Here is a 26,374-nt window from a genome sequence, read left to right as displayed (position 1 = left end):
ATTTTTTGCTGTATTATTTTCAACGATTCTAACCTTTTTTAAGTTAGGTTTCCAAGTTCTTTTTGTGTGAATATTTGAATGACTAACTTGGTGACCGCTAGTTATTTTCTTTCCACATACATAACATTCTTTAGGCATTTCGATTCCTCCTATATCTAAAACATTATTTCTTACTTCTTCACAGTACACATTATTATAGCAAAGTTTTATATCAATTGCAAACTTATTTACATATTTTTTAAAAAATTTACCTATTTATTTATCCTTTGCTATTACAGAAAGCACATTTCCACCTCTGAATAATACCTCTGCTCTTTCTTTTTCCACTTTATTGCTTATGGCAATAGGGTCATATTTATTTAATCTATATTCATTTAAAGGATAATGAAATCCTTTTAAAGTAATAATAACATCTTCATCCATAGCGAAAAAAGATGTGGTTGAGCCTATCATATTTTCAAAAATAAAACTTTTAGAATGAAGTTCTATCTCATTTTGCTCATTTATCAATTTACATTTTATGTTACTATTCAATGCTCTTTTTAGAATGAGAACATTTCCGAGAGTATGGTCAAACCTTGAACCTACAGAAGCATAAATCCTTATTTCATCAGCATTATTCTTTATTGCATAATCCAAAGCAACCGCAGTATCGGTATCGTCTTTTTCGACTTTTAATTTAAGTATCTTATCTTTATACATTGCCTTTAAATCATCGCTTATACTATCGAGGTCGCCTATCAATAAATCTGCTTTTATGCCTATTTTATTTAAATGATCAGCACCCCTGTCTACAGCGATAATAAAGTCCGGCTCATATTTTTCAACTTCACTTTTTAAAAACTTATAATCCTCTACTTCCGCTCCGCTTATAAGTAAATATTTCATCAATACTTATTTTCCTTTGATTTTATTTCTTCGTATATTTGTTTATATGTATCATATCTCAGTTTGCTAATGTTACCTTCTTTGACAGCGTCTTTAACACCGCATACAGGTTCGTTTATATGTACACAGTTTGGAAATTTGCAGTTTATATAAGGAATAAACTCATTATAATAATGATATAGATCTTCCTTTTCAACATCAAAAACTTCCAAAGACGAAAATCCCGGTGTATCTGCAATAAAAGTATTCTCATCTTCCATGAACAGCTCACTGTGTCTGGTCGTATGTCTTCCTCTTTTGATTTTCCTGCTTACATGAGAAGTTTCTAAATTATACCCTTCAAACAAAGAATTGATAAGTGAAGATTTACCCGCACCGGATACGCCCATAAATACACTGCTTTTATCTTTTAATAAAGACTTGACTTCATCTATCCCCTCTCCGGTAACATTGCTTGTAAAAATCAAATTGAAACCGGAATTTTTATATTCTTCCTTTAAATAATCTTTAAAAGTATCATCAGCCAAATCGCATTTATTAAAACATATAGTCAAATCTGCATTTTTTATACCGGCATTGATTATCATCTTATCCAATAAAAAAAAGCTTATATCAGGTTCCTTAACTGCACAGACAATAATTATATTATCCACATTCGATATGCTCGGTCTGATCAAAAGGCTCTTTCTTTCAATTATCTCTTCTATGCTTCCCTCATCGGTATTTACCGCAGTAAATAAAACCTCATCGCCGACAGTGGGTGTTATCTTTTGCTTTCTGAAAATCCCTCTTGCTTTAAGAGTATATTCCTTTTTATCTTCATAGGAGTAGACAGTATAAAAACTGCCTACCCCTTTTAATATTTTTCCCTTTAACATATTAGAAAGTAACTATTCCTCCATTACCTTTTTCAGAACCGTCTATATAAACCTTATAGTAACCTACTCCGTAACCTTCAAAGGTCACATTTACTATATCTGTATCCTTGACCCTTCCGCTGTATGCAGTAGAGGTTCCTCCGTCAGGGTCAACGTATACTATTTCAACTTTAACTCTTTTTCCTGTACTGTTGGAATAATCGCCTATATCTATAGACATACTTTTCTTTTGAAGTTTACCTTTGCTTACGGTTAAATCTACGCTGGAACCGACTGTCACTTCTTCATATTGTTCCGGTGAAGAACTTATAACGACATCTTTTGAATATCTGCTGCTTGTTTCATATGATATTTCACCGACGCTTAGACCAAGCTTTTTGATCCTAGCCTTAGCATCGCTCAAAGACATACCCGTCAAACTTTCCATGGTAACTTTATTTTCGCCTTTGCTTACATATATCGTTACAGTATTTCCTTGTTTGACTTCTTCTCCGGCACTTGGTTCCTGTTTGAAAACTTCACCTTTTTTAACGTCGTCTCTGTATTCACTGACAACTTTAACTACAAGCTCTGTATTTGTGATCTTACTTTCCGCTTCTACCTGCTGTAAACCTATAACATCCGGCACTTTTACATCTGCGGGACCGCTGGAAACAACTATTTCTACTTTCTGATAAGTTTTTATCTTTATTCCTTGTTTTGGTGACTGAGAAATTATCTTTCCTTCATCGACATCAACGGAATTCTTCATCTTAGGACTTGCCGCTTTTAAACCTACCTTTGCCAGTTCTGCGGTGGCCTGTTCCACAGTCATATTTGTTATATTAGGCACTGTAACTTCTTTTGCAAATATCCTCGTTCCCGCAAATACTCCGCCTGCTACAAGCATTACGGCAAGGACAACTGCTAAGATTTTCATCTTTAAAGGTAAATTTTTAAATCCTTTTTTCTTACCTTTGTCTTTATTTTTTTTCTTTTTGTCTTTTTCTCTTAACTCATCGTAATTATCGTTATTTTCCAAAGGAACTCTTTTTGGTACCTGTTCTATTTCTTCATCCCTTATAATTGGGATTTTTTCCGTAGGAGAAGTATCTTCCGCCCCTATCCTATTTATATGTGCATTAAAATCAGCTCTTACTTTTTTCAAGTCTTCAATCAACTCCAAAGTATCCTGATATCTGTCATTCGGAGACTTCGCAGTAAGATTTTGAATAATGACTTCAAGACCTCTCGGAGCATCCGGGTCTATTTCACGAAGAGGTACTATATCTTCCTGTATCTGCATCAAAGCAACGGCAACGGGAGAATCGGAATCGAAAGGAAGTTTTCCCGTAACCATTTCGTATAGAAGTATACCGAGAGAATATAAATCAGACCTTGCATCAAGATATCCGCCTCTTGCCTGTTCGGGTGATAAGTAATGTACACTTCCCATGGTTTCGTCTACCATTGTCATAGTAGAAGATGTAATAGCTCTGGCAATACCGAAATCCGCTACTTTAGGAAGCCTTTTCGCTCTTGTAAGTAAAATATTCTGAGGCTTAACATCTCTGTGGATTATATTATTTTTATGTGCCTGACCGAGCGCGGACGCAATAGCCAAAGCATAATTTATACTTTCTCTGTAACTTAATTTACCTTTTGCGTTTATATAATCTTTAAGTGTACCGCCGTCAACATATTCCATTACGATATAATATATATCATGGTCATTTCCCGTATCATAAATATTTACGATATGAGGGTGAGAAAGTTTTCCGGCAGCCTGAGCTTCTCTTTTAAATTTATTTAGAAACTGTTCATTATCGTTAAATTCTTCCTGAAGAATTTTTATGGCAACATCTCTGTTTAAAACTTTATCAAAGCCTAAATAAACTTTTGCCATACCGCCTTGACCGACAAACTGAACAACTTCATACCTGTCGTTTAAAACTCTTCCGATCATCATTATTCTATTCCTCCGTCGAACAATACTACCGTTACATTATCTGTTCCGCCGTTTTCATTGGCTTTATCTATAAGTAAATGTTTAGCTTCATCTAAATCATTGTTGTTTACTATTTCCATGATTTCTTCATTAGTAACATGTTCACTGAGTCCGTCCGAACATATAAGGACTATATCCCCTTTTTCAAGTTCAAGATCATAAGTATCAATAAAGAATTCTTCCTGAGTACCGAGAGCATTAGTGATTATATTTCTGTTTGGATGATGTTCGGCTTCTTCTTTTGTTATTTCTCCGCTTGCAACCATATGCGAAACCAAAGAATGATCAACCGTTATCTGCTTGATTTCTTCTTTATTTATTTTATAACATCTTGAGTCGCCTATATGAACGACATAACCTATACCGTCATGATATATACATAAAGTAAGGGTCGTACCCATTCCCTGAGCTTCTTCGTTTTCATTTGCAAAATCAAGAATCCTCTTATTTGCATACTCTATGATACCTTTTACTTCATTTTTCATATCCTGGTATTCTTTATTTGATATATTAAAATATTCTCTTAATATATCCATACAAAGAGCACTGGCAAGTTCTCCGGCATTATGACCGCCCAGTCCGTCCGCAACACCGAAAGCTATTATATTTTTCTCTTTATTCTCAAGCATTAAGAAACTATCCTGATTGATATCTCTAACCATACCAACATCACTGGTTCCAACTAATTTCATATTTATACCTCTTCGTTTAAATATCTGCTTTTTAATTGTCCGCAGGCGGCATTTATACTGCTGCCGAGTCTGCGTCTTATTGTAACATTTATTCCCTTATTTCTAAGTTTATCCACAAAAGCATGTATATATTTATCATTTACTCTTTTTTTGGAGCTATCGTTCACTCCTATGACATTTATAAGAGAATCCGTCCCCTTAAATAAGTCATAAAGTTTATCTATACATTCTATTGTATCATTTTTTCCCTCTATTAAGCAATATTCATACGTAATTCTTCTGCCTGTCTTACTTCGATAATAAAAAGTCGCATCCAAAACTTCTTCAATATTATTAGCCTTTTCTATAGGCATCATACTTTCCCGCATTTCATGGAAAGGTGCATGCAAAGATAATGCTAAATTTATGTCGAGTCCGCTGTCTGCCAGAGAATATATCTTATCTTTTATACCGCATGTAGAAAGAGTTATGCTTCTTTTAGACATATTCAGTGTATTTACATCAGTTACTAACTTCAAAAAACCGACAACTTCGTCATAATTATCCAAAGGCTCTCCGCTTCCCATTAACACAATGTTGGAAATCCTTATATCCTCTATCTCGCTTACAAGGTAGATTTCATTTAAAATTTCTCCCTTTGTGAGGTTTCTTATAAGTCCGCACTTTCCCGATTCACAGAACACGCATCCCATCCTGCATCCCGCCTGTGTGGAAACGCAAAGGGTTGCCCCCGCTTCGTATCTTAAAAGGACACATTCAATCAATATATCATCTTCGGTCTTTAGAAGAAATTTTGTTGTGCTGCTCTTTTCTTCTTTAAACTTTTTTTCAAGTTTTAAGTGGTTTATATAGTACTCTTCCTTTAATTTTTCCCTTAAGCTCAAAGAAAGGTTTGTCATCTCATCTATACTTTTTACATAAGAATCATATAACCATTTAAATATCTGTTTAGCTCTGAATTTCGGTTCTTTATATTCTTCGACTATTATTTTTTCTATTTCTTCTAAATTTAATCCAAATAAGTTAGTCATACGACCTCCGTATAATTATATAATACCTTTAAATTTTAGTCAATTTTGCTATAAAGAAGCTATCTATATTGTTCTTATCTCCGCTAATATTAAGTATACCCTCTTTTGCTTTAGCTTTATCATAATCAAATTCAAAAGGAAGATTTATTTCATTCAACTTAATATCTTCATGCTCTTTTAATATGCTGTAAACTATATCTTCGTTTTCTTCTTTATTTATGGTACAAGTGGAATAAATAAGCACTCCGCCTTTTTTAAGATACCTTATTCCATTTTCTAAAATTTGACGCTGAACCTTCTTTAATTCTTCAATCTTTTCATTTGAATAATAAATAAGTATTTCAGGTTTTCTTCTTATAACACCTAAACCCGAACATGGAACGTCACATATTATCCTGTCAAATGTATTCATATAGCATTCATTAAAAATCGTTCCGTCCAATTTTTTAGTCATGATATTATTTATACCAAGCTGTTTCATTCTAAAATTCATTATTTCAAGCTTTTTAGTATATATATCACAGGAGACGATATCCCCGCTGTTATTCATAAGTTCCGAAGTATGCATACTTTTTCCTCCCGGAGCCGCACACATATCGAGGACTTTCATATCTTCCTTAACATCTAAAGAATGGGCTACCACCATTCCCGCACAGTCCTGAATAGAGAATAAACCTTTTTTATATTCTTCGAGTAATGTTACATTCAAATGAGATAACACTTCTATCCCCTCGGGAACAAAGGTGTCCCTAACTTCAAAACCTTTTTCTTTAAATCTATTTTTAAGCTCTTCTCGGTTAGTCTTGAGTTTATTTACCCTTAGAGTAACGTTTGGAGGAAGGATCGAATATTTGGCATATTCAATCAATTCTTCTTTACTATATGACAATAAGAGCTTTTCACTCAAAGCTCTTTTAAATCCATATTCATAATACATTATATCAAAGAAATCACTGAACTCTATTTCTTTCAGTTCATGTTTCTTCCTAAGTGCATTTCTAAGAATGCCGTTCACAAATCCCGAAGCCTTCTTTCCGACAAACATTTTTACCAAATTTACACTGTCATTTACAATAGCATATTCCGGGATCTTATTAAGATATATTATTTGATAAAGTCCAATATATAGACTTATCTTCACTCTTTCATCCAATTCGTTAACAGGAGTATTTGAAAGAGTAGATAAAACATATTCAAGCTTATTTATCTTCTTTATAACTCCGTGAACTATGTTGGTACAAAGGCGTCTGTCCGCCTCTATTTTTATGGAAGCAAGATGTTTCGTTAGAGCGATATTGCTGTAAGCTCCGGTCATCAATACTTCACTGAGTACTTTATAAGCACTTACTCTCGATGGAGAGATTTTAATGTTCTTCGCCATTTAATCAGTTCCTCGTTTACTTTGTTTTATATTAAATTAATTGTCTCTTGATATCAGTATAAGTCTTAATAATTGTAAAATACTCGTAAGAGCTGCTGCCACATAAGTAAGAGCTGCCGCACTTAATACTTTTTTAGCCGCTTTCTCTTCTCCTCCGTAAACTATTCCCATATCGGAAATAATCCTAAGAGCCCTGCTGCTTGCATTGAACTCTACGGGAAGAGTGATAAGCTGGAATACTACCGTTGCGGCAAAGAATATTATACCTACCGTTATAAGGTTTGAAAAACTAAAGAATAATCCAAGTAAAATCAATACCCAAGAAAAGCTTGAAGCCAAGCTTACAGCAGGTACGATCGTATTTCTGATTATAAGAGGTTTATAACTCTGCTGGTGCTGTATAGCATGACCGCATTCATGAGCCGCAACGCTTACAGCCGCAATGGAATCCACATTAAAAACAGTATCAGATAATCTGAGAACCCTGCTTCTCGGATCGTAATGATCTGTCATACTTCCTTCGACCCTTTGAATTTCAACATCGCTGAGTCCGTTGGAATCAAGGATTTTTCTTGCACAGTCATAACCTGTCATCCCTCTTGAATTTTCTACTTTGGAATATTTTCTGAATGTAGAATTTACTTTAAAACTGGCATAAAGTGTCAGTAAGATAGCCGGAAGTAAAATCCAGTATTCACCGTAATAATAATAAAACATTTTTTTCTCCTTTTAATTAAATACTTTTCCTATGATATCCCTGTTTCCGTTATAGAAACTGGCTGCATCCATTTTTTTCTTACCCTGCATTTTCAGTTCTTTTATCCCTATAATTCCGTCTTTAGCGGCTACGAGCAGGGCTTTATCTTTCTTATTATATGAGAGAATTGTACCACATTTCTCATTTGATAATTCATTTTTAATGATACTTTCATAAATTTTAATGTTTTTTTCATCTAAGTTCACATAACTCAAAGGAAATGGGTTTAATCCTCTTATCTTGTTATATATATCTTTTACATTTTCACTGAAATCTATGTGACAATCTTCTTTTGTTATTTTATTTGCATAAGTAGATAAATTATCATCCTGCTTCTTTGGATTTATTTCACCTTTTTCAAGCTTATTCAAAGTTTCGACTATAAGCTTGCTTCCTATGATCTCCATTTTATCATGAAGTTCACCTACAGTCATATCATCACCGATTTCAATTTCTTCTTTTAAAAGCATATCCCCGGTATCGAGCCCTTCATTCATCTGCATTGTCGTGACACCGGTCACTTTATCACCGTTTATAATGGACCTGTGTATCGGGGCAGCTCCCCTTAAATGAGGAAGAAGTGACGCATGTATATTGATACATCCGAACTTCACTAAATTGAGTATATTTGATTTGACGATTTGTCCGTAAGCACAAACAACGATAACATCGGGCTTCAACGATTTTATATATTCATAACTTTCATCATCACTTACTCTGTTTGGCTGAAAAACCTCTATTTCATTATCCAAAGCACATTGTTTAACGGGAGAGTATACTATTTTATTTCCTCTTCTGGAATTTTTTTTGTCAGGCTGTGACACTACAAGTTTTACTTCATGTCCGCTTTCAATGATAGATTTTAAAGGTCCTACCGCAAAATCGGGTGTTCCCATGTAAACGACTTTCATTATAATTCCTCATCCTCTTCCATTTGTTTTTGTTCGAGTTCTCTTTGTTTAATTATTTCATCTATTTGTTCTTTTGTAGGTGTTACGGTTTTGTCCGTATATAAAATCCCATCTAAATGTTCAAGTTCATGACAAATAGCCTTTGAAAAGAATCTGTCCTTACTTTCGATTATTCTCTCATTTCCATCTCTGTCCAAAGCTTTAACACGTACCTCTTCGGGTCTATAAGTATATCCCTGTTCTCCCGGAACACTTAAACACCCTTCAGCTTCCAAATATTCCTCTTCACTTTTATAAATTATTTCTGGGTTTATTAAAACGACGGGACCGTCTCCTACATCTATAGTTACTATCCTTCTGAGCACACCGACTTGTACAGCGGCTAAACCGACACCTTGAGCATCATACATTGTTTCAAACATATCATCAATGAGTTCCAAAGTCCTTGGTGTGATTTTTTTTACCTCTTTACTTGTTTTTCTTAGTATTTCATCTCCTGTAATCCTAATTGTTCTAAGTGCCATTTATTCCTCCTATAATAGAGTAACCGGATTAACTTCCGCAAAAACGTTAGAATCCACTTCTCTTTTTATATCATTAAAAATATTTCTTATTTCTTTTTTTATTTCATCATCTTTATTATACCTTAAAAGTATATGCATAATATATTTATTTTTAAGTTTATGTATAAAAGCGTCCATCGGCTGATATAATTTTACATCTTCTCTGTTTTTTTCTTTTAAAAGCTCTTCTATTCTTTTGTATACATGATTTATATGCTCCACACTTTTATTTTCATCTTCATTTGCAACAAATATCCCAAGAATTTCCGTAAAAGGCGGATAGTTCATCTTCATTCTATACTCTATGTCATAAGCATAGAAGCTTTTATAATCGTGCATAGATGAATATACCAGTGTCTTGTTATTCGGCATATAAGTCTGCATTACGACTTCTCCCTCTTTGCTGGCTCTTCCCGCTCTTCCCGAAGCCTGAGTACAAAGCTGAAAAGTTCGCTGAGGAGAGTTTATATCCGGAAAATTCAGTGCGGTATCCGCAAGAAGTATACCTACCAGAGTTACATTCGCAAAGTCATGACCTTTTACCACCATTTGTGTTCCAATCAGTATATCCGCCTTTTCTTCTCTGAAATCGGAAAGTATCTTTTCCATACTCCCCGCTTTTCTTGTCGTATCAAAATCCATCCTCAGTATTTTAGCATCTGGGAAAAGTTCTCTTACCGCAGCTTCGACTTTCTGAGTCCCCGTTCCCGCTCTTTTTATTTTGTCACTCCCGCAGCTCGGACATACTTCTGGAGCCCTCTTTTCATACCCGCAGTAATGACACCTCAGTGAATTTGTATTTGCATGATAGGTAAGGGAAACATCACAGTTGGGACATTCCTCTATATATCCGCATTTTCTGCAGAATACATAAGTGGAAAATCCTCTTCTGTTCATAAAGAGAATTATCTGCTCTTTTCTATCGAGTCTTTCCCTTATTTTCTTTGAAAGAGTCCTGCTAATCGAACTTCTGTTACCGCTTCTCATTTCATCGGTCATATCTACAATTTGAACTTCGGGGAAATCTTTCCCGTTAGCTCTGTTTTCCATTTCAAGCAGCCTATATTCACCCTTAAAGGCTTTATAATAACTCTCTACGCTCGGAGTCGCACTGCCTAAAACTAATTTTGCACCTATTCCGTCACAAATAAAATTGGCGAGTTCTATCGTTTCATACCTGGGTGTTTGAGAAGATTTGTAAGTATTTTCATGTTCTTCATCTATTACAATAAGACCTAAATCTTTAAAAGGCATAAATAAAGCGCTTCTTGCCCCAAGTACTATTTTAGCCTTACCGCTCCTCACCTTGTCCCATTCCTTGATCCTCTTCGCCATGGTAAGTTTAGAATGCATTATGGCAACGTCCCCGTCAAATTTATAATATATATTTCTCATCATCTGAGGAGTAAGAGCGATTTCAGGAACGAGAAATAAGCACTGCTTACCTTTATTTATCTGTTCTTTAAACATTTTTATATATACTTCTGTCTTTCCGCTTCCGGTAACTCCGTGAAGCAGAAATTTATTGGTGTTTTCTTCATTTAAATAAATGTTTAATACTTTCTTTTGTTCATCATTTAATTCAACTTCTTTATCTTCTTCGGGGATACTTAAATCAAGTTCATCATTTTTTTCTCTGAATTCGGATTTGATTAACTCCAGATCCTCAAGCTTCGTTATGATACCTCTGTTTGCTTCGGTTTTATGAATAAGTGTTTCATATAACAAAGGTCCCTTTTCCAGTGATTTAATAACTGAAACTTGCTTCGTAGCATTTTTTCTGATACAAGACAAATACTCCTCTATGGTTTCATATTTACCGCTTAAAGAAATGATTTCATTCATTTTTTCTTCTTTTACATGATAAATAACTTCTTTTTTTATGATATTTCTTTTACTTAGATAATAAATATGCTCTTTCAACTCTTCTTTTGAAATTTTAAGCTTGGTTTTTATATAATCAAAACTTGCTTCGCCTTTTCTTTTTATTATCAAATCAAGTATATATTTATATTCATCCTTTATTTCTTTATCATTTTCTATATAAGTATATATTTCTTTTCTCTTTACCTGTTCAAGAGAGGGGATTACACATCTTAAAGCGTCGACATATGTACAAAAATAATTGTCCCTCATATATTTGATCATATCTATCAAATAACTTTGAACAATCACTTCATCGTCTAAAATTTCATTTATTTCTTTTAATTTATCATTATCGTAATCGCTTGTTTCGCTTAAACCTATAACAAGTGCAGGAACTAAATTACTTCCTCTACCAAAATAGACAAGAACCCTCTTGCCTATTTCTGTTTCGTCTATTAAGTTTTCCGGTATTTTATAATCGTATATTTTATCGCCTATAGCACCTAATGTATCTATTAAAACATTTGCTATCATTATTTTATAACAGAAAAAATTATAAAGAACTGTTTAACATTTCATTTAAATCTACGCTCTTATGAACTTTATATTTTCTGTCTCCTTCTTCAATTAAATAATAACCTATTCTGTCTTCGTATACTTCTTCAACCGCTGTAGTTATAAGATTAACGAAATATTCATCAACCATAGGTTCATCACCGTCAAATAACTCTCTGGAACGCTTTGCGACTAACATTGCAAGTACATATTTATTATCAACCTTTTCAAGTAATTCATTAATAGGGGGATTAATCATAGTAAACATATTAAGTATCTCCTTTGTCTTTATCTAAATAAATATTTTATAACTTTTAACACACCTTTGTCAAGGTATATTATATTTTTGTAATATTCTTTTTCTTTAAATTCTTGTATGCTTTTTCTTTTAGTAAGGTATAACATACCGCAAAAGTCGGAACTCCCAAAATCATTCCGAGAAGACCGAAGAGACCTCCGCCAACGATAATCGAAAAAGTAACAAATAATGCACCGAGACCAACTGAATTACCTACTACATGAGGATATATGATATTTCCATCCACTTGCTGAAGAACAATAACAAAAACTATAAATATCAAAGCATAAAAAGGTCTTACCATAAATAATATCAAAACCGAAGGTATCGAACCTATCCACGGACCAAAATACGGAATGATATTCGTAAATCCTACTATCGTACCTATTAATAAAGCATAAGGTATCTTAAGCACCGCCAAACCGATTGAACATAAAACCCCTATTATTATAGCATCTATGATCTGTCCGCCTATAAAATCCGAAAATGTTTTTGCTGTCAAATCAGAAACTTCAAGTATCCTTTTAGCTTTCTTTTCACTGAAGAATGCTTTTATAATAAGTCTGTACTGATAAATCAAATGGTCTTTATCAATAAGAAGATAAATAGATACGATAACGGCAATAGCAATATTTATTACGTTTGATGCAAAGTTAGATACAAATGATACTATTGCTGGTACGGCTCCGGAAAGGACGGTTTTCATAGTGGATATAATTGTCGTACTTGCCTTTTGTATCGTATCAAGCATTGTTTCGTTGATTATAAATTTATCCACCACATTATCTATCATATCAAACAAATTCTTGGAATACTGAGGTATATAATCCACAAGTCCGGATATACTCGTTACAAGCTGAGGGATAACAAAAGATGAAAGTATTACAAGTAAAAGTGCAACGAGGACATATACTATGAGTATTGCAAGTCCCGACCTAAGACCTACTCTTTCTTTCTTCTTTTTCTTATCTATAAGTACTTTAAGGGCTTTATCCCTAAAAAATACAAAAGGTTTATTTAATATAAAAGCAAGTGCAAAACCTATAATGAAAGGAGATAAAATCCCGAAAGCCGTTCCGACGACTCCAAGCACTTTATTTAAATTTGTTACTACATAATAAAATACGATTGCATAACTTATCAGCAGTATATATTTTTTAAATTCTTTTTTCTCTAAATTATCCATATTAACCTCTTTGATGATTGTTAACTAATACTAATATATAAAAGTTTAAAAGTCAATATTTGCCTTTTTAGATTATACCCGTAAAAGTCAATTTTAATCTTATTTTAATAATAAAAAACGATGCTAATGCATCGTTTTATTTATTAACTCAATCTTTAGCATTAATCCAATTTTCGTATGGATTCATATGTTTATGGTTATTGATAATAGGATAAAATGTAAGCATTTTGACCTTTTTAGCAAGTTTGGAATTATCAATTTTCTTTTCATTATTAAAAGGTAATTCATACTTTCTAAAGTATTGTCCAAAATAATAAAGAGAATTTTCTTTTGGATTTATACTTTCATAAATATTAGTAACAATTGAACTGGTCCATCTATGATGTTTATGATGATTTTCTTCTCCTTTAGGACTATGTGTTACTATTTTATTTCATTTTTTGAGTATAAATTTATATAAATATATTTTTTATAATATTAAATTATACTAATAATATTTTTTAATAAAAATAACATGTAAACTATAATTTACTTTAAATTCATATACCTATTTTTAATAGCTCAACAAACTGCTTTGCAGTCCTTGCACTTCTTCCGTTGTTTCTTATGGCAAAAGCTTCTGCCTTTGTAAATAAGTCTTTTTCATCGATTTCTACTTCATATTGTTTTGCGAGATTTTTTACTATATTTAAATATTCATCTTTGCTCGGTTTTTGGAATGTGATAGTAAGCCCAAACCTTGCAGCCAGACTCATTGTTTCCTGAAGCGTATCATTTAAATGAAGCTCATCACCCGTTCTTTCCGACATGGTTTCCTTGACCAAATGACGTCTATTACTCGTAGCGTAAATAACCACATTACTTCCGAGAGCGGCTACACCGCCCTCCAAGATCGCCTTTAACGCGGAGAAATTATCATCATTTCCCGTAAAACTCAAATCATCTATAAAAATTACAAATTTAAGAGGATTTGCGGATAGTTCATCTACAATGTTAGGTATCTTATATAATTGATTTTTCTTTATCTCCAAAAGTCTTAATCCGTCATTTTTAAAATGATTACAAACAGCCTTTACGCTTGAACTCTTTCCTGTTCCCGCGTCTCCGTATAAAAGCATATTGCTTGCACCGCTTCCGTCAATCAAAGCTTTCGTATTCCTTATGATCAAGTTTCTCTCTCTTTCATATCCGTATAAATCATCAAGACTTTGTCTGTCCGGATACTTAACGGGAACGATTTTATCATTTTTTAGTACAAAGGCATTATATTTCGCATATATACCATATCCCGTAACGGAAAGAGAATTTATTTTCCTTTGATATTCCTCTTTTAAGTTGAGCATGGTATTTTCCCACGCGGGAAGAAATCCGTCATAATCCATATATTCATTTATTTCAAGAGGTGTAAGTTTGCTTAAATCATCAAGTATATTTAATTCTTCATCTACACATTTTTCAATCAAATCCGGTATATCTCTGCCTGCGGCTTTTGCCTTAACGTAAAAATTTTCATCATTTAAAATGAAATTATATATGTATCTCGAAAAGTCAAAATCATGTTTATATAAACATGAAACGAATTCGCCGTAAGTGTATACTGCTTTATCCTCCGAGAGTTCGTCCTTTAACAGTAAATCGAGTAAGCGTCGTAAGCTTTTTATAATATCGGTATTTAGGATATTTCTAAATACTGCAAGTGAATCTAATTTTTCATTTAATCCTTTTAATGTATGTTGCATTTTAATTTCTCCTTATATTTGGATTTAATAAAAAGTATATCACTACTAATGTTCATTTTCAATTATCACCAATAAAATTAACAATAATTATTTGCAATATTCAGAAAATAGGAATATAATAAAATTTAATAAGTTTCAACTATAAGGAGGGCAATATGTTAACATTAGACAAAGTATATCACGCAGCGTTTACGCTTAAAGACGCAATAAGGAAGACGGATTTGATTGTGGCTCCGCCTCTTAGTAATAAGAACAAGATATATTTAAAAACAGAAAATCTGCAAACCACCGGTAGTTTCAAAATCAGAGGTGCGTATTATAAAATAAGTCAATTAAATGACGAAGAAAAAAAGAAAGGTATCATTGCCTGCAGTGCCGGTAATCATGCACAGGGTGTGGCATTAGCCAGCGAAAAAAATAAAATTCCCTGCATTATCTGTATGCCTGACGGTGCCCCTATAAGTAAGGTAGAAGCCACCAAAAGTTACGGTGCGGAAGTATGCTTGGTAAGTGATACTTACGACGATGCATATGATAAAGCAATAGAACTGCAAAAGGAAGAAGGATACACTTTCATTCATCCTTTCAATGACGAAGATGTAATCGCAGGTCAAGGAACGATAGGTCTTGAAATATTGGATCAACTATCCGATGTCGACGCTGTTGTGGTACCAATCGGCGGAGGCGGGCTCATAAGCGGAGTTGCATATGCAATCAAACATTTAAAACCAACATGCAAGGTTTATGGAGTTCAGGCAGCAGGCGCACCAAGTATGTATAAATCCATGAAGGAACATAACAGAGTTGCTACCGAAACGGTAAATACATTTGCAGACGGTATCGCAGTAAAAGAGCCGGGAGATTTGACATATGAACTAGTGAAAGAATATGTAGACGAAGTAATTACGGTTACTGAAGACGAAATAGCTGCGGCTATACTAATACTTATGGAAAAACAAAAACTTGTTGCAGAAGGTGCGGGAGCGGTTTCTGTTGCAGCGGCAATGTTTGATAAAATACCTCTTAAAAATAAAAACATCGTATGTATAGTTAGCGGCGGGAATATAGATGTTAACATTTTAAACAGAGTAATAGACAGAGGTCTGGTTATGAGCGGAAGAAAAACCTCACTTACGATAGCTCTAACCGATAAACCGGGACAGCTCGTAGCCGTAAGTTCCGTAATAAGCAAATGCGGAGCAAATGTCGTAGAGGTACAATACGATAACGGAGACCCGGAAATGCCTATAAACAGCTGTTTCATAAAGATTACAATGGAAACAAAAGACAGCAAGCAAGCTAAAGAAATAGAACGAACCCTCATTGAAAACGGATTTAGCATAGTAAGCGAAAGAGTTTAAAAAAACGCCATAAGGCGTTTTTTATTTTATATACTTCTTTAATTCTTCTTCGTTTTTAAATTCATATTCCATCCCTACGGAATAATCCTTTATTATACCTTTTATCTCTTTGTTATCATCAAAAACCATAACTCTTATTAAATACGACAAATTAATTGTCATATTTATAATCTCGGATATAGAATAATATTTGTTTTTTATATTATAATTTAATTCATTATATAATCTTTTTAGCTTTGATATCAAATCATCCACACCGTTGAATTCTATGTAATTTGCTATATAACAATTAAAGATCCTGCCTCTGTTAGTATCTTCAACAATATCTATGTACATTAAATTTTTATCCCATGTATCATAAGAAAATCCGGTTCCAACCGTTTTAATATCCATACATTTACCTCTTTCATTAAAATCAAGTTAAAATATATATACATATATCCAGTTACGATAATTACACTTTTTGTGACAATTATGATATTATAAAATATAAATAAAATGTTACATATTTATACACAATAATATATTTTTCTGTGTTTTTTCTTACATAAAGTGACAGATTACAAATTATATTATAATGTTACAAAAAGTGTACTTTTTTTGACAAATTAATATATATATAAAAATTAAAATACTATTCTTTATCATACTTTTTAAGTCATTGTAACTCTTCCTTGACAATATATAAATTTATAAAAATAAACTTATATAAAATTAAGTTAAAAAAAGAAGATAATAAAAAGAACCTCACAAATGTGAGGTTCTTTAGGTAAACATTATAAGTCAATGATTTTTATTCTTTTAAATCAAAAATACCATGTTTTTCTTCTTCATATAATCCAAATGCATCAAGTGCAGCTTTAAGTTCAGGATATTGTTTTACGGTTTCTTCATCATTTAAGTGTCCACCGTTCAGAACTATATCGATACCTTGTCTGAATGCTTTACCGCCTGCAACTGCTCCGTCAGGATGACCGATTACAGCTCCGCCTGCTGCGATTACTACATCCGTACCGAATTTAGTCATAACTTCTTCGATGTGACCTTGAGTCGTTCCGCCGCCAGGCATTGGAAGTGAACGTTTGATGTTATGATATGGAGCCAAGTGAGTCATACAAACTTGTTGGAATTTATCTTCTATCATTGGGAATTTTCCGTATGGGCTAAGTACAATACCCATATCGAAACCTGCAAGTCTAGGTAATTTAGCTTGAATCAATTCTGTAGATAAACCATAATCATGAGATACATACAATGAACCTGTCAAGTCCGGATGGAATAAGAACGGTACATCGAATTCTTTAATGATGTCTCTGCAAGCATCAAGTCCTAATGTCCAGCAGTTGAGCATTAAACCGTTAGCTCCCGCTTTTATTGCTTTTTCTGCATTTCTCTTAGCTTGGTCAGGTGTATCTGTGATATTGAATGTATAGATAGTTTTTTCACCTTTTTTATCATCAGCTCTTTTTAATGCGTCCATTACTGCACTTACTCTGTCTTCGATCTTTGAATATGCAGCGTTTGCGATAAGTTCATCGTCTTTAATTAAGTCAACACCGCCAAGAGCAACTTCATAAGCGATATCAGCTGTTACTTCCGGAGTAAGACCACAGCAAGGTTTGATCATGTTGTTAACTAAAGGTCTTTCTTTTACGCCAAGGAGTTCTCTTACACCTTCAACACCGTATTTAGGTCCGTCAAATGCTTCAAGCCAGCATTTAGGGAATGAAATGTCTACAAGTTTAAGTTTACCGCCCCCGGAAATGTTACCTACAGTTGCTGTAAGCAACATAGCGAATTGAACTGAGAAGTTTGCAACAGGGAATCCGATTTGGATTATCCATGCTCTTTCCTTTGTATCATCAGGTATACACCAAGAATGATTAGGAACTTCATATATTCCGCAAACTCTGGCTACGTGTTCTTTTCTTACTTCCGGAGTTTCTTCGGGTACAGGAAGCCATGTTCCGGTTGATTGCTCTACTGCAAGAGCGAATGATTGTTTAAGTGCGTTTGTTGTTGTTTTTCCTTGATAAGCATATGTAGCGATAATAAAGTTATCTCTATCGATGTTATCAGATAATTCGAACATTGTTGGGTCATAAGTCATTTTTACATTTGACATAATTTTGTTCCTCCTAAAATTACATATCTTTTCTATGACTATAGTATATTATCCTTTTTTTAATATCACAATATAGAAAATTTTTGCAGTAGAGTGAAAATTTTTGCACTAAGAAAGTAAGTATGATAAGGTACATATTATTAGTAATTATGCTTTATTTACAGGATTTTTAAATACTTTTGATAAAATACGTTATTTACAGATTTTTTCAAAATAATAAAAAGAATATTTTTGCACTTGCTTTATTGAAATATTATTTAATAGATTTATAATAATATATATAAAGATTATTTAAGGAGCGTATATGGATCCAAAAGTATACAGACAGTCAAATTCTCTTATGATGAGGACTACATATTTATATTATGAAATGGGTTACTCTCAAAGTAAAATAGCAAAAAAGTTCAATATTTCCGTTTCAACGGTTTCAAGGCTTTTAAACAATGCAAAGAAAGAAAAAATGGTTTCATTTGTAGTTGATGAAAGAGTACTGGAAGTTTCTGACCTTGAAGATATTATTAAAGAAAAATACAAACTCAAAGAAGTAATAATAGCAAGGTGGATGGAAGAAAGGTACGAACCGAATAAGGACGATATAAAACAGCTCGTAGCCTTTGAAGGTGCTCAGTACATACAAAGGGTGATTAAAGATAACGATATACTTGGTATCACATTCGGAAGGACAATGTATCATATGATCAATTTTTTCAATCCCTGCAAAAAAACAGATACTCAGTTTGTAACTCTTCACGGAAGCCTTTCACAGATACATAGAGACTTTAACGTTGACACTCTTACAAGAAGGATGGCAATGTCTTTCGGAGGCAAAAACTATTGCATTAAGGCTCCGGGACACGCAAAGACAGAATATGAGGCGGATATGCTGATACACAGAGTCGACAACAGCGAAGTATTCGATAAATTCAAGCACGTGAATATTGCAGTTTCGGGAATAGGTTCATTCTATCCAAATAAAGACTCTTACCTATGCAGTGAAAATTATTTTACAGAAGATGAACTTAAAGAATTTGATGAGCATGAAGTATATGCGGATGTCGGGCTAAGACTTATAAATAAAAAAGGAGAAGAATGCAGTACGAGTCTTAAAAACAGGACAATAGGGATATCTTATGAAGATTTTAAAAATATACCAACCAAAGTCATAATGGTAAGCGGTGAATATAAAAAATACAGTGTAAAAGCTGCACTTGACGGAAATTTGGCTGATGTCCTTGTTATTGACTATGAACTCGCAAAAGGACTGTTAAATATTTAAAGTAAATAAAATACGGGGCACTACGCCTCACTGCGTGAGATTCCGCGCCCATCATTAATATCACATATTAAATTACAAAAAAAGAACCTTATTAAAAGGTTCTTTTTTACCTCATTTTTATATACCACCTAATTTATCATACTTTATTTAATCCAAAGCATTAAATTCTCCGCTTTCCTTGGCTTTTTCTATTTCACCCAAAATATCGAGACCTTTTTTCCTCATGAAATATTTTTGAAGATTTTCAGGACTTGCATTAATTATAAGTTCTTCAGGAAAATCCGATGCTTCAATAATTCCTTTAGCCCTATCTATTTTACCAACACCAAGACAGAAATGTGCATCGGAATTAACTGAAATAGGTACATCATACTTTTTACAAAGTTTAGCTATTTCGAGACAGTTTTCTTTACTTCCTTTTCTTGCATAGAAAGAATTATTGTTTACTTCGACTACTTTATCGTATTCGTTACATTTTGAAATCAAAGTTTCATAATCAAATTTAAATATAGGAGCCCCCAAATGTCCCAAAATATCTATTCTTGGATTTTCTAGAACCTTTAACATTATTTCAGTTATCCTATCAGGATCTCTTTCAAGGAATGTTTCATTATGAATAGAAGCTACAACATAATCCAAAGTATCTAAAACATGATCGGGAATATCAAGCCTTCCGTCAGGCTGTAAAATATTAGCTTCGGCACCTCTTAAAACATATACCCCTTCCAAAATCCTTGGGATAAACATTTCCAAAGACTGGAAGTGCCACTGATGAGCACCGTCCTGAAGAGCCGGACCGTGGTCTGTCGTTCCCAAAGCTATATGCCCCGCTTTTTTTGCACCTTTACACATTTCAACGATGGTAGAATAAGCATGATGAGATACGCTTGTATGTGTATGTAAATCCGCTACTATATTCATTTTTATCACCCTACTTTCTTAACGTTTATTTATATGTTAATTATAATACTAATTCATATTTTTCTCAATAAAAGAATTATTCTATTAATGTAAAATATAAAATCAGCCTTATACATTTATAAGTATAATAATTTTATTGTGTAAATTTTATATTATAATTTTATTACATTATTTTAAAAAGGAGGGGTAGCTTCTATTTCACGAAACGAGGGTAACGTTTCGTAGAAAATTTAGAAGCGTAAAAAGCCCCGCGCTTAGCGGAGCCCTTTATTTCCAATATTTGGGCGAGCAAATATTGGGTGGGTTATAGGGTAAAGCCCTATATGATATTATTTAACAACAATATTATAAATTCTTCCTTTAACGTAAATTTCTTTTAATATTTTCTTATCTTCAGGAATATTTAATACCGCATTTTGTTTATGAACGATATCCTTAACTTCTTCTTCGCTTGCTTCCTTACCTACAGAAACTTTTCCTTTAAATTTGCCGTTGATTTGAATAGGGATTTCTATTTCATCAGCAACGGTTTTCGCTTCATCGTATTTTGGCCAATCTGCATCGTGAAGATATCCTTCAAAACCGGCTCTTTGCCATAACTCTTCTGTCAAATGAGGAGCTACAGGGTTTAGTAAAATAAGGAAAGTTCTAAATTCAGCTCTGTTTATTTTGCCGTTATCGTAAACTTGGTTTGTAAGTTTCATCAACTGTGCTATGGCTGTATTAAATTTAAGAGTTTCAAAATCTTCGCTTACTTTCTTTATTGTTTGGTGCATTAAGGTAGTAAGTTCTTTTGAATACTCTACACCGTCAACAATCATATCTTCCATTTTGGAAACTCTGTCTAAAAATCTCTTGCAGCCTTTAACTCCGTTTTCACTCCATGGAGCAACTTTTTCAAAGTCTCCTATAAACATTTCATAAGTCCTTAAGGTATCTGCGCCAAATTCATCTATGACTTCATCCGGATTTACAACATTACCTTTTGACTTAGACATTTTTTCATGATTTTCACCTAAAATCATACCATGACTTGTTCTCTTTTGATAAGGTTCTTTGGTATTTACTACACCTATATCATATAAGAATTTATGCCAGAAACGTGAATAAAGCAAATGAAGTGTGGTATGTTCCATACCTCCGTTATACCAATCAACATTCATCCAGTAATCGATAGCTTCTTTGCTTGCAAGCTCTTTATCATTATCAGGATCGGTATATCTTAAATAATACCAGCTTGAACCTGCCCACTGAGGCATAGTATCAGTTTCTCTCTGTGCATCAGCACCGCATTTAGGACATTTAATATTATACCACTCAGGCATATTTTTAAGAGGACTTTCACCGTCATCTGTCGGTTTATAATCTTTAACATCAGGAAGTGTTAAAGGAAGTTCACTTTCATCCAATGGAACAAAACCGCAGTGAGGACAATTTATAATGGGAATAGGTTCTCCCCAATAACGCTGACGAGAGAATACCCAGTCACGAAGTTTAAAGTTCGTCTTTCTTTTACCTATACCTTTTTCCTCTACGATTTCAGTCATTTTTTCTTTTGCTTCTTTGATCCCAAGTCCGTCAATCAAAGGAGAGTTTACAATTTTACCGTCTCCGGTATAAGCTTCTTTTGTAATGTCACCGCCGCTTACCACTTCGATTATAGGCAAATCAAATACTTTGGCGAATTCGTAGTCTCTCGTATCATGAGCAGGAACCGCCATAATCGCCCCTGTGCCGTAAGTCATTAAGACATAATCGGAGGCGAAAATACTTATTTCTTTTCCGGTTATAGGATTGACAGCTGAGATACCTTCCAATTTAACGCCTGTCTTTTCCTTATTAAGTTCTGTTCTTTCAAAATCGGATTTCTTTGCTGCTTCTTCTTTATACTCAAGAACTTTATCTAAATTAGAAATTTTATCTTTTAATGTTTCTATTACAGGATGTTCAGGAGAAATAACCATATATGTCGCACCGTAAATAGTATCCGGTCTTGTAGTATAAACGGTTAATTTTTCACTTGTATCTTTGATATCAAAGTTGATTTCAGCACCGTAACTTCTTCCGATCCAATTTATCTGGCTAGTCTTGACTCTGTCAATAAAATTAACATCTTCAAGATCATCGATTAATCTATCAGCATACTCCGTGATTTTTAACATCCATTGATTTTTTACTTTTCTTACTACTTCTCCCCCACATCTTTCACAAACGCCGTTGACCACTTCTTCGTTTGCAAGACCTACTTTACAGCTTGTACAAAAGTTTATGGGAAATTCCTTTTTATAAGCTAACCCTTTTTTGAATAATTGAAGGAATATCCACTGAGTCCACTTATAATACTTAGGGTCTGTAGTATCGACTTCTCTTTGCCAGTCAAAAGAATACCCCAAAGATTTAAGCTGTCTTTTGAAATTATCAATGTTGTTCTTTGTAACTATTGCAGGATGTACACCTGTCTTTATTGCATAGTTTTCTGTAGGAAGCCCGAACGCATCAAACCCCATTGGGAAAAGTACATTATATCCTTCCATCCTTTTCTTTCTCGAAACGATATCAAGAGCGGTATAAGGTCTCGGATGACCTACATGAAGGCCTTGTCCCGAAGGATAAGGAAACTCTACCAATGCATAATATTTAGGCTTGTCTTCCCCTGTTACGGCATGAAAACACTGTTCCTTGTCCCAGATTTCCTGCCATTTTTTTTCTATGTCTTTAAAGTTATAATTTTCCATTTATATCTCCTCATTTATAACTATTTCGAATTTAAATTAACATTTTTATTATAGTTAATTTTAGGTAGTTAAGTCAACCAATAAATAAAAAAAGACAGTTATTTCTGCCTTTTTTATCCTATTTATCTATAAACTTAATATATTTAAAACTATTTACTAAAGTAAAATGATTATCAACCACTACTTTTACTTTTTTAAACCCGATATACTTCTTATCAAACGTATCGTAAACTATGATTTTAACATTTTTCTGTCATTATTTTTACTTCGCAAAAATTGAATATAAAATATTTACAAAACTTATTCAAAGCATTCCCTAAAACTTTATTCTCTTTTTTCCTTGGTTTATTGAATGTATTAAATATAATCTCTTTTCCTTAAATTAATAAAGATAAAAACAATAATTTATAAAATAAAAACACCTTTAAAAGGTGCTTTTATAAGTAAACACATAAATTTTAACTACTATTATCTTTTAAAGAATGAGACCGTTTTAAAATTTTAATTTTAAAAATCCGGTCGAATATTTGCCACCACGGCTAGTGGCGATTTTTGGTGCTTTTAATCGTTTAAAAGCACGGTATTTACTTGATTTCATAATCATCATAACCCAAAGTACTCTTATCAGGCATGATACAAGCAAGTATTATATAAAGCAGTAAAAATGGAAATCCCGTAGTTACTACAGCCAGGAAAACATAAATCACCCTTACCAAAGTAACATCAACTTCCAAATATTCACTGATCCCCTTAAGCACACCGCTTATCATAGCTCCGTCTTTTGTTTTATAAAGTTTTTTATTCATTTCTACCCTCTTTTTTACATTATATCATAATCAGTATATCCAGTTTCATTTGAGCTTGGCATAATAACAGCTAAAAGGATATACAAAATAATCGCCGGGAAACTATGAACGAACAATCCAAGAATTATATAAACAAGTCTAACAACTGACGCATCTACACCTAAAAAATCCGCAAAGCCGTTTAAGACCCCGCATATCATAGCTCCGTTTTTCTTTTTGTAAAGCTTTTTCTTCATTGACTCCTTCATCCTTATTTATCTTATACTGTCATAATATATAATATTCATTATTTGGTGATTATTATATCATTAAAATTTTATTAAAACAAGCATATATCTTGATGTTCAAAATAATAAGGCATTAAAGATAAAATATTTTATAAAATAAGGTTAAAACGAATTTAAATATGCAGTCAGTAAATCATAAAATTTACCTATATGTATACCGTCGACAAAGGAATGGTGAGCATGAACAGATAGGGGTATGATGATTCTATCCCCTTTTAATTGATACTTCCCAAAATCAAAAATAGGTACGGCATTATTTTTATTTCCGGAATTTGTATGAGAAATATTTAAAAATGATATCCAAGGGAAAGGAGAAAACTGAAATATATCATTCCCCGGAGGAGATACAAAATATTCTTTTTGTTCATTTGCTTTCTCATATGCTTTTTTAATGTATTCATCCATTGTGTCGGTAAGTTCCATATCTACCATTTTAAATAACTCGGTTTCTTTATTCAAATATGTAAAAGAAGTATTTATTTTATCGTATATAACTACCTTTTCATCTAAAAATCTATACTTGAACTGTTCTATCTCATTCGCACATTTAGCCAAAGCATAAATAAAGGCTAAAGTAAATGAATATTTGTTCTTTTTTACCATATCTAAAAACTTTGTTATATCAACTTCAAAACTAACGCAGAAAAAAGGTTCTACACTATTTCTGAAAATATCGTGATGGATTTTTCTATCCCAAGTATTTAAATCAACTTCTCTGTAATTATTTGACATGACATTACCTCTGTAAAATATTATATATTTGATTTTACCATAAAAAACAGCTTATGATATAAATATATTTTTATCATAAGCTGTTTACCAAATCAATTTATCAAAAAATATCTATTATATCTCTCGCTCCGCCGGTCACACATTCTCCGCCTTTTGGAGTTACTATAAAGCTCTCTTCCACACCGACTACACCTCGGTTTTCCACTCCGTATTTAGGCTCTATTGCAATGACCATATTTTCTTTAAGGGGGTCGTCAAATCCATTTGCAATAACAGGATAGCCGTCAAGGAAAAGTCCAAGTCCATGACCTAAAAAAGATACTTTTCTATCTCTAAATCCCATAAAATTCTTCTTTAAATCATCGCTTATATTATTTATGACTTCATTATAAATATCACTTGGGATATTTCCTACAGTTAACATCTTACTTACTTTTTCGAGTATTTCCATACATTCGTGATGAAGATCTCTCTCTTCATTTGAAACATTTCCCTTAAAATTATAAATCTGAGCCTTATCTGTCTGGTATCCTTTATATATCGGAGAAGTATCAACAAAGACGATTTCTCCCGCTTTAAGCTTATCGTCTGAACCTGCGATCGGGATTACCGAACTTAGACCTTTCATTCCTCCCGGACCGTCATGATTTGTATTATAAAGAGAGTTTACTCCAAAGCCAAACTGTCCCATCAATCCCTCATTATATGGATTATAAAACCTTAAAAGTCCGTGAGAACCTGCCTTAATAAATTCATTGTATAACTCTCCCTGAAATTCTCTTTCGCTTATACCTTTCTTTAGAAGTTTTGGAACTATCTCATCTAAAACAAAACCATGGATCTCTCCGCATTTTCTTATACATTCAAGTTCATATTCACTCTTAACGCTCAGTAACCTTTCTAATATACTATCCGCGTCATAAAGCTTTTCTATATCAAAATACTTTTTTATCCTGTTCATGACAAGCATACTCATCTGAGACATCTCAATATAAGTTACACCTAAATCACTGCCAAAAAATTTAAGTATAGCTCCATATGATTTTATTTTATGAACCTCTTCTATGACCGCTTCATCTTTTGCCCTGTCATAATCTCTTCTGACAAATAAGTAAGGCTTTCTTGATTTTCTGTTAAATATTAATAGAGCGTCCTGCATCGTTCCCGTAAAGTAATATTGATGAACTCTGTTGATTATAATAACATTATCCCACTCCCCGTATTCATCCATCATATTTAAAAATTTATCTATTCTGTTTTTGCTTTCCTCTTTAGGTAATAATTCGTACATAAATAATCTCTCTTCGCTGTTTATAATGTTATATTATGAAAATTTTGTTTTATTATAACTATTCTTTTATTTAATTGCAATACCGAAAGTATATAAATAAAATAGTAA

Annotated in this window: 24 protein-coding genes; 2 read left to right on the top strand and 22 right to left on the bottom strand. The window is 33.1% G+C overall.

Annotation, left to right across the window (positions count from 1 at the left end; translation table 11 throughout):
* From rpmB to ANASTE_RS03290, 14 genes are all read right to left on the bottom strand, one after another.
* Positions 1-138: 50S ribosomal protein L28 (gene rpmB / locus ANASTE_RS03355; RefSeq protein WP_039944857.1), on the bottom strand; the 138-nt coding region annotated here is incomplete at its 3' end.
* 117 nt (positions 139-255) lie between these two features.
* Positions 256-888, bottom strand: a complete 633-nt coding sequence (locus tag ANASTE_RS03350) for a thiamine diphosphokinase (RefSeq protein WP_007049523.1) — start codon at positions 886-888, stop codon at positions 256-258.
* Entirely contained in the window at positions 888-1,766 is an 879-nt protein-coding gene (rsgA, locus tag ANASTE_RS03345) for a ribosome small subunit-dependent GTPase A (RefSeq protein WP_007049522.1), read from the bottom strand. The genes ANASTE_RS03350 and rsgA overlap by 1 nt, the downstream gene beginning before the upstream one ends.
* Before the next feature lies 1 nt (position 1,767).
* Positions 1,768-3,714 (bottom strand): Stk1 family PASTA domain-containing Ser/Thr kinase, encoded by a 1,947-nt coding sequence (gene pknB, locus ANASTE_RS03340; protein WP_007049521.1) that lies wholly within the window; start codon positions 3,712-3,714, stop codon positions 1,768-1,770.
* Positions 3,714-4,445 carry a Stp1/IreP family PP2C-type Ser/Thr phosphatase gene (locus ANASTE_RS03335; protein ID WP_007049520.1) on the bottom strand — a complete coding sequence of 244 codons (732 nt, stop codon included), beginning with the start codon at positions 4,443-4,445 and terminating at the stop codon, positions 3,714-3,716. Before ANASTE_RS03335 ends, pknB begins: the two co-directional genes overlap by 1 nt.
* A gap of 2 nt (positions 4,446-4,447) precedes the next feature.
* Entirely contained in the window at positions 4,448-5,476 is a 1,029-nt protein-coding gene (gene rlmN, locus ANASTE_RS03330; protein ID WP_007049519.1) for a dual-specificity RNA methyltransferase RlmN, read from the bottom strand.
* 28 nt (positions 5,477-5,504) lie between these two features.
* Entirely contained in the window at positions 5,505-6,857 is a 1,353-nt protein-coding gene (rsmB, locus tag ANASTE_RS03325; RefSeq protein WP_007049518.1) for a 16S rRNA (cytosine(967)-C(5))-methyltransferase RsmB, read from the bottom strand.
* 36 nt (positions 6,858-6,893) lie between these two features.
* The gene (locus tag ANASTE_RS03320; RefSeq protein WP_007049517.1) at positions 6,894-7,574 is read right to left on the bottom strand and encodes a zinc metallopeptidase; all 681 of its coding nucleotides are present in this window, start codon (positions 7,572-7,574) and stop codon (positions 6,894-6,896) included.
* Positions 7,575-7,586: 12 nt separating this feature from the next.
* The gene (fmt, locus tag ANASTE_RS03315) at positions 7,587-8,525 is read right to left on the bottom strand and encodes a methionyl-tRNA formyltransferase (RefSeq protein ID WP_007049516.1); all 939 of its coding nucleotides are present in this window, start codon (positions 8,523-8,525) and stop codon (positions 7,587-7,589) included.
* Positions 8,525-9,049: a peptide deformylase gene (def, locus tag ANASTE_RS03310; protein WP_007049515.1), complete on the bottom strand. Its 525-nt coding sequence runs from the start codon at positions 9,047-9,049 to the stop codon at positions 8,525-8,527. The genes fmt and def overlap by 1 nt, the downstream gene beginning before the upstream one ends.
* A gap of 9 nt (positions 9,050-9,058) precedes the next feature.
* Positions 9,059-11,488, bottom strand: coding sequence for a primosomal protein N' (gene priA, locus ANASTE_RS03305; RefSeq protein ID WP_007049514.1), 2,430 nt, complete (start codon positions 11,486-11,488; stop codon positions 9,059-9,061).
* A 19-nt stretch (positions 11,489-11,507) separates the two neighbouring features.
* On the bottom strand, positions 11,508-11,777 hold the full coding sequence (rpoZ, locus tag ANASTE_RS03300) for a DNA-directed RNA polymerase subunit omega (protein ID WP_007049513.1): 270 nt from the start codon (positions 11,775-11,777) through the stop codon (positions 11,508-11,510).
* A gap of 70 nt (positions 11,778-11,847) precedes the next feature.
* Positions 11,848-12,993, bottom strand: coding sequence for an AI-2E family transporter (locus ANASTE_RS03295; protein ID WP_007049512.1), 1,146 nt, complete (start codon positions 12,991-12,993; stop codon positions 11,848-11,850).
* Between the two features lie 539 nt (positions 12,994-13,532).
* Positions 13,533-14,732, bottom strand: a complete 1,200-nt coding sequence (locus ANASTE_RS03290; RefSeq protein WP_007049511.1) for an ATP-binding protein — start codon at positions 14,730-14,732, stop codon at positions 13,533-13,535.
* A 155-nt stretch (positions 14,733-14,887) separates the two neighbouring features.
* Here ANASTE_RS03290 and ilvA point away from each other — a divergent pair, with 155 nt between their 5' ends.
* Positions 14,888-16,093 carry a threonine ammonia-lyase gene (ilvA, locus tag ANASTE_RS03285; protein WP_007049510.1) on the top strand — a complete coding sequence of 402 codons (1,206 nt, stop codon included), beginning with the start codon at positions 14,888-14,890 and terminating at the stop codon, positions 16,091-16,093.
* 21 nt (positions 16,094-16,114) lie between these two features.
* On the opposite strand, the gene ANASTE_RS03280 is transcribed toward ilvA, so the two are convergent.
* Both ANASTE_RS03280 and ANASTE_RS03275 read right to left on the bottom strand, forming a co-directional pair.
* The gene (locus tag ANASTE_RS03280; protein WP_007049509.1) at positions 16,115-16,486 is read right to left on the bottom strand and encodes a hypothetical protein; all 372 of its coding nucleotides are present in this window, start codon (positions 16,484-16,486) and stop codon (positions 16,115-16,117) included.
* 400 nt (positions 16,487-16,886) lie between these two features.
* Positions 16,887-18,218 (bottom strand): RuBisCO large subunit C-terminal-like domain-containing protein, encoded by a 1,332-nt coding sequence (locus ANASTE_RS03275; RefSeq protein WP_007049508.1) that lies wholly within the window; start codon positions 18,216-18,218, stop codon positions 16,887-16,889.
* A gap of 304 nt (positions 18,219-18,522) precedes the next feature.
* On the opposite strand from ANASTE_RS03275, the gene ANASTE_RS03270 reads away from it, so the two are divergent.
* Positions 18,523-19,494, top strand: coding sequence for a sugar-binding transcriptional regulator (locus ANASTE_RS03270; protein ID WP_007049507.1), 972 nt, complete (start codon positions 18,523-18,525; stop codon positions 19,492-19,494).
* A gap of 147 nt (positions 19,495-19,641) precedes the next feature.
* On the opposite strand, the gene ANASTE_RS03265 is transcribed toward ANASTE_RS03270, so the two are convergent.
* The 6 genes from ANASTE_RS03265 to ANASTE_RS03240 form a co-directional block, all read right to left on the bottom strand.
* On the bottom strand, positions 19,642-20,415 hold the full coding sequence (locus ANASTE_RS03265; RefSeq protein ID WP_007049506.1) for a phosphatase: 774 nt from the start codon (positions 20,413-20,415) through the stop codon (positions 19,642-19,644).
* Positions 20,416-20,744: 329 nt separating this feature from the next.
* Complete coding sequence (gene leuS / locus ANASTE_RS03260) at positions 20,745-23,150, bottom strand: leucine--tRNA ligase (protein WP_007049505.1); 2,406 nt, start codon at positions 23,148-23,150, stop codon at positions 20,745-20,747.
* A 584-nt stretch (positions 23,151-23,734) separates the two neighbouring features.
* On the bottom strand, positions 23,735-23,956 hold the full coding sequence (locus ANASTE_RS03255) for a PspC domain-containing protein (protein WP_007049504.1): 222 nt from the start codon (positions 23,954-23,956) through the stop codon (positions 23,735-23,737).
* Between the two features lie 14 nt (positions 23,957-23,970).
* Positions 23,971-24,192: a PspC domain-containing protein gene (locus ANASTE_RS03250; RefSeq protein ID WP_117532478.1), complete on the bottom strand. Its 222-nt coding sequence runs from the start codon at positions 24,190-24,192 to the stop codon at positions 23,971-23,973.
* A gap of 153 nt (positions 24,193-24,345) precedes the next feature.
* Positions 24,346-24,975 carry a CatA-like O-acetyltransferase gene (locus ANASTE_RS03245; protein ID WP_007049502.1) on the bottom strand — a complete coding sequence of 210 codons (630 nt, stop codon included), beginning with the start codon at positions 24,973-24,975 and terminating at the stop codon, positions 24,346-24,348.
* A gap of 100 nt (positions 24,976-25,075) precedes the next feature.
* Positions 25,076-26,266, bottom strand: a complete 1,191-nt coding sequence (locus ANASTE_RS03240; protein WP_007049501.1) for a M24 family metallopeptidase — start codon at positions 26,264-26,266, stop codon at positions 25,076-25,078.
* Between the last annotated feature and the right edge of the window lie 108 nt (positions 26,267-26,374).

The organism is Anaerofustis stercorihominis DSM 17244, assembly GCF_000154825.1.
GTDB classification, from domain to species: domain Bacteria; phylum Bacillota; class Clostridia; order Eubacteriales; family Anaerofustaceae; genus Anaerofustis; species Anaerofustis stercorihominis.
Note: the sequence above shows the minus strand (reverse complement) of the source record. Positions and strands in the feature narration are given on the sequence as shown.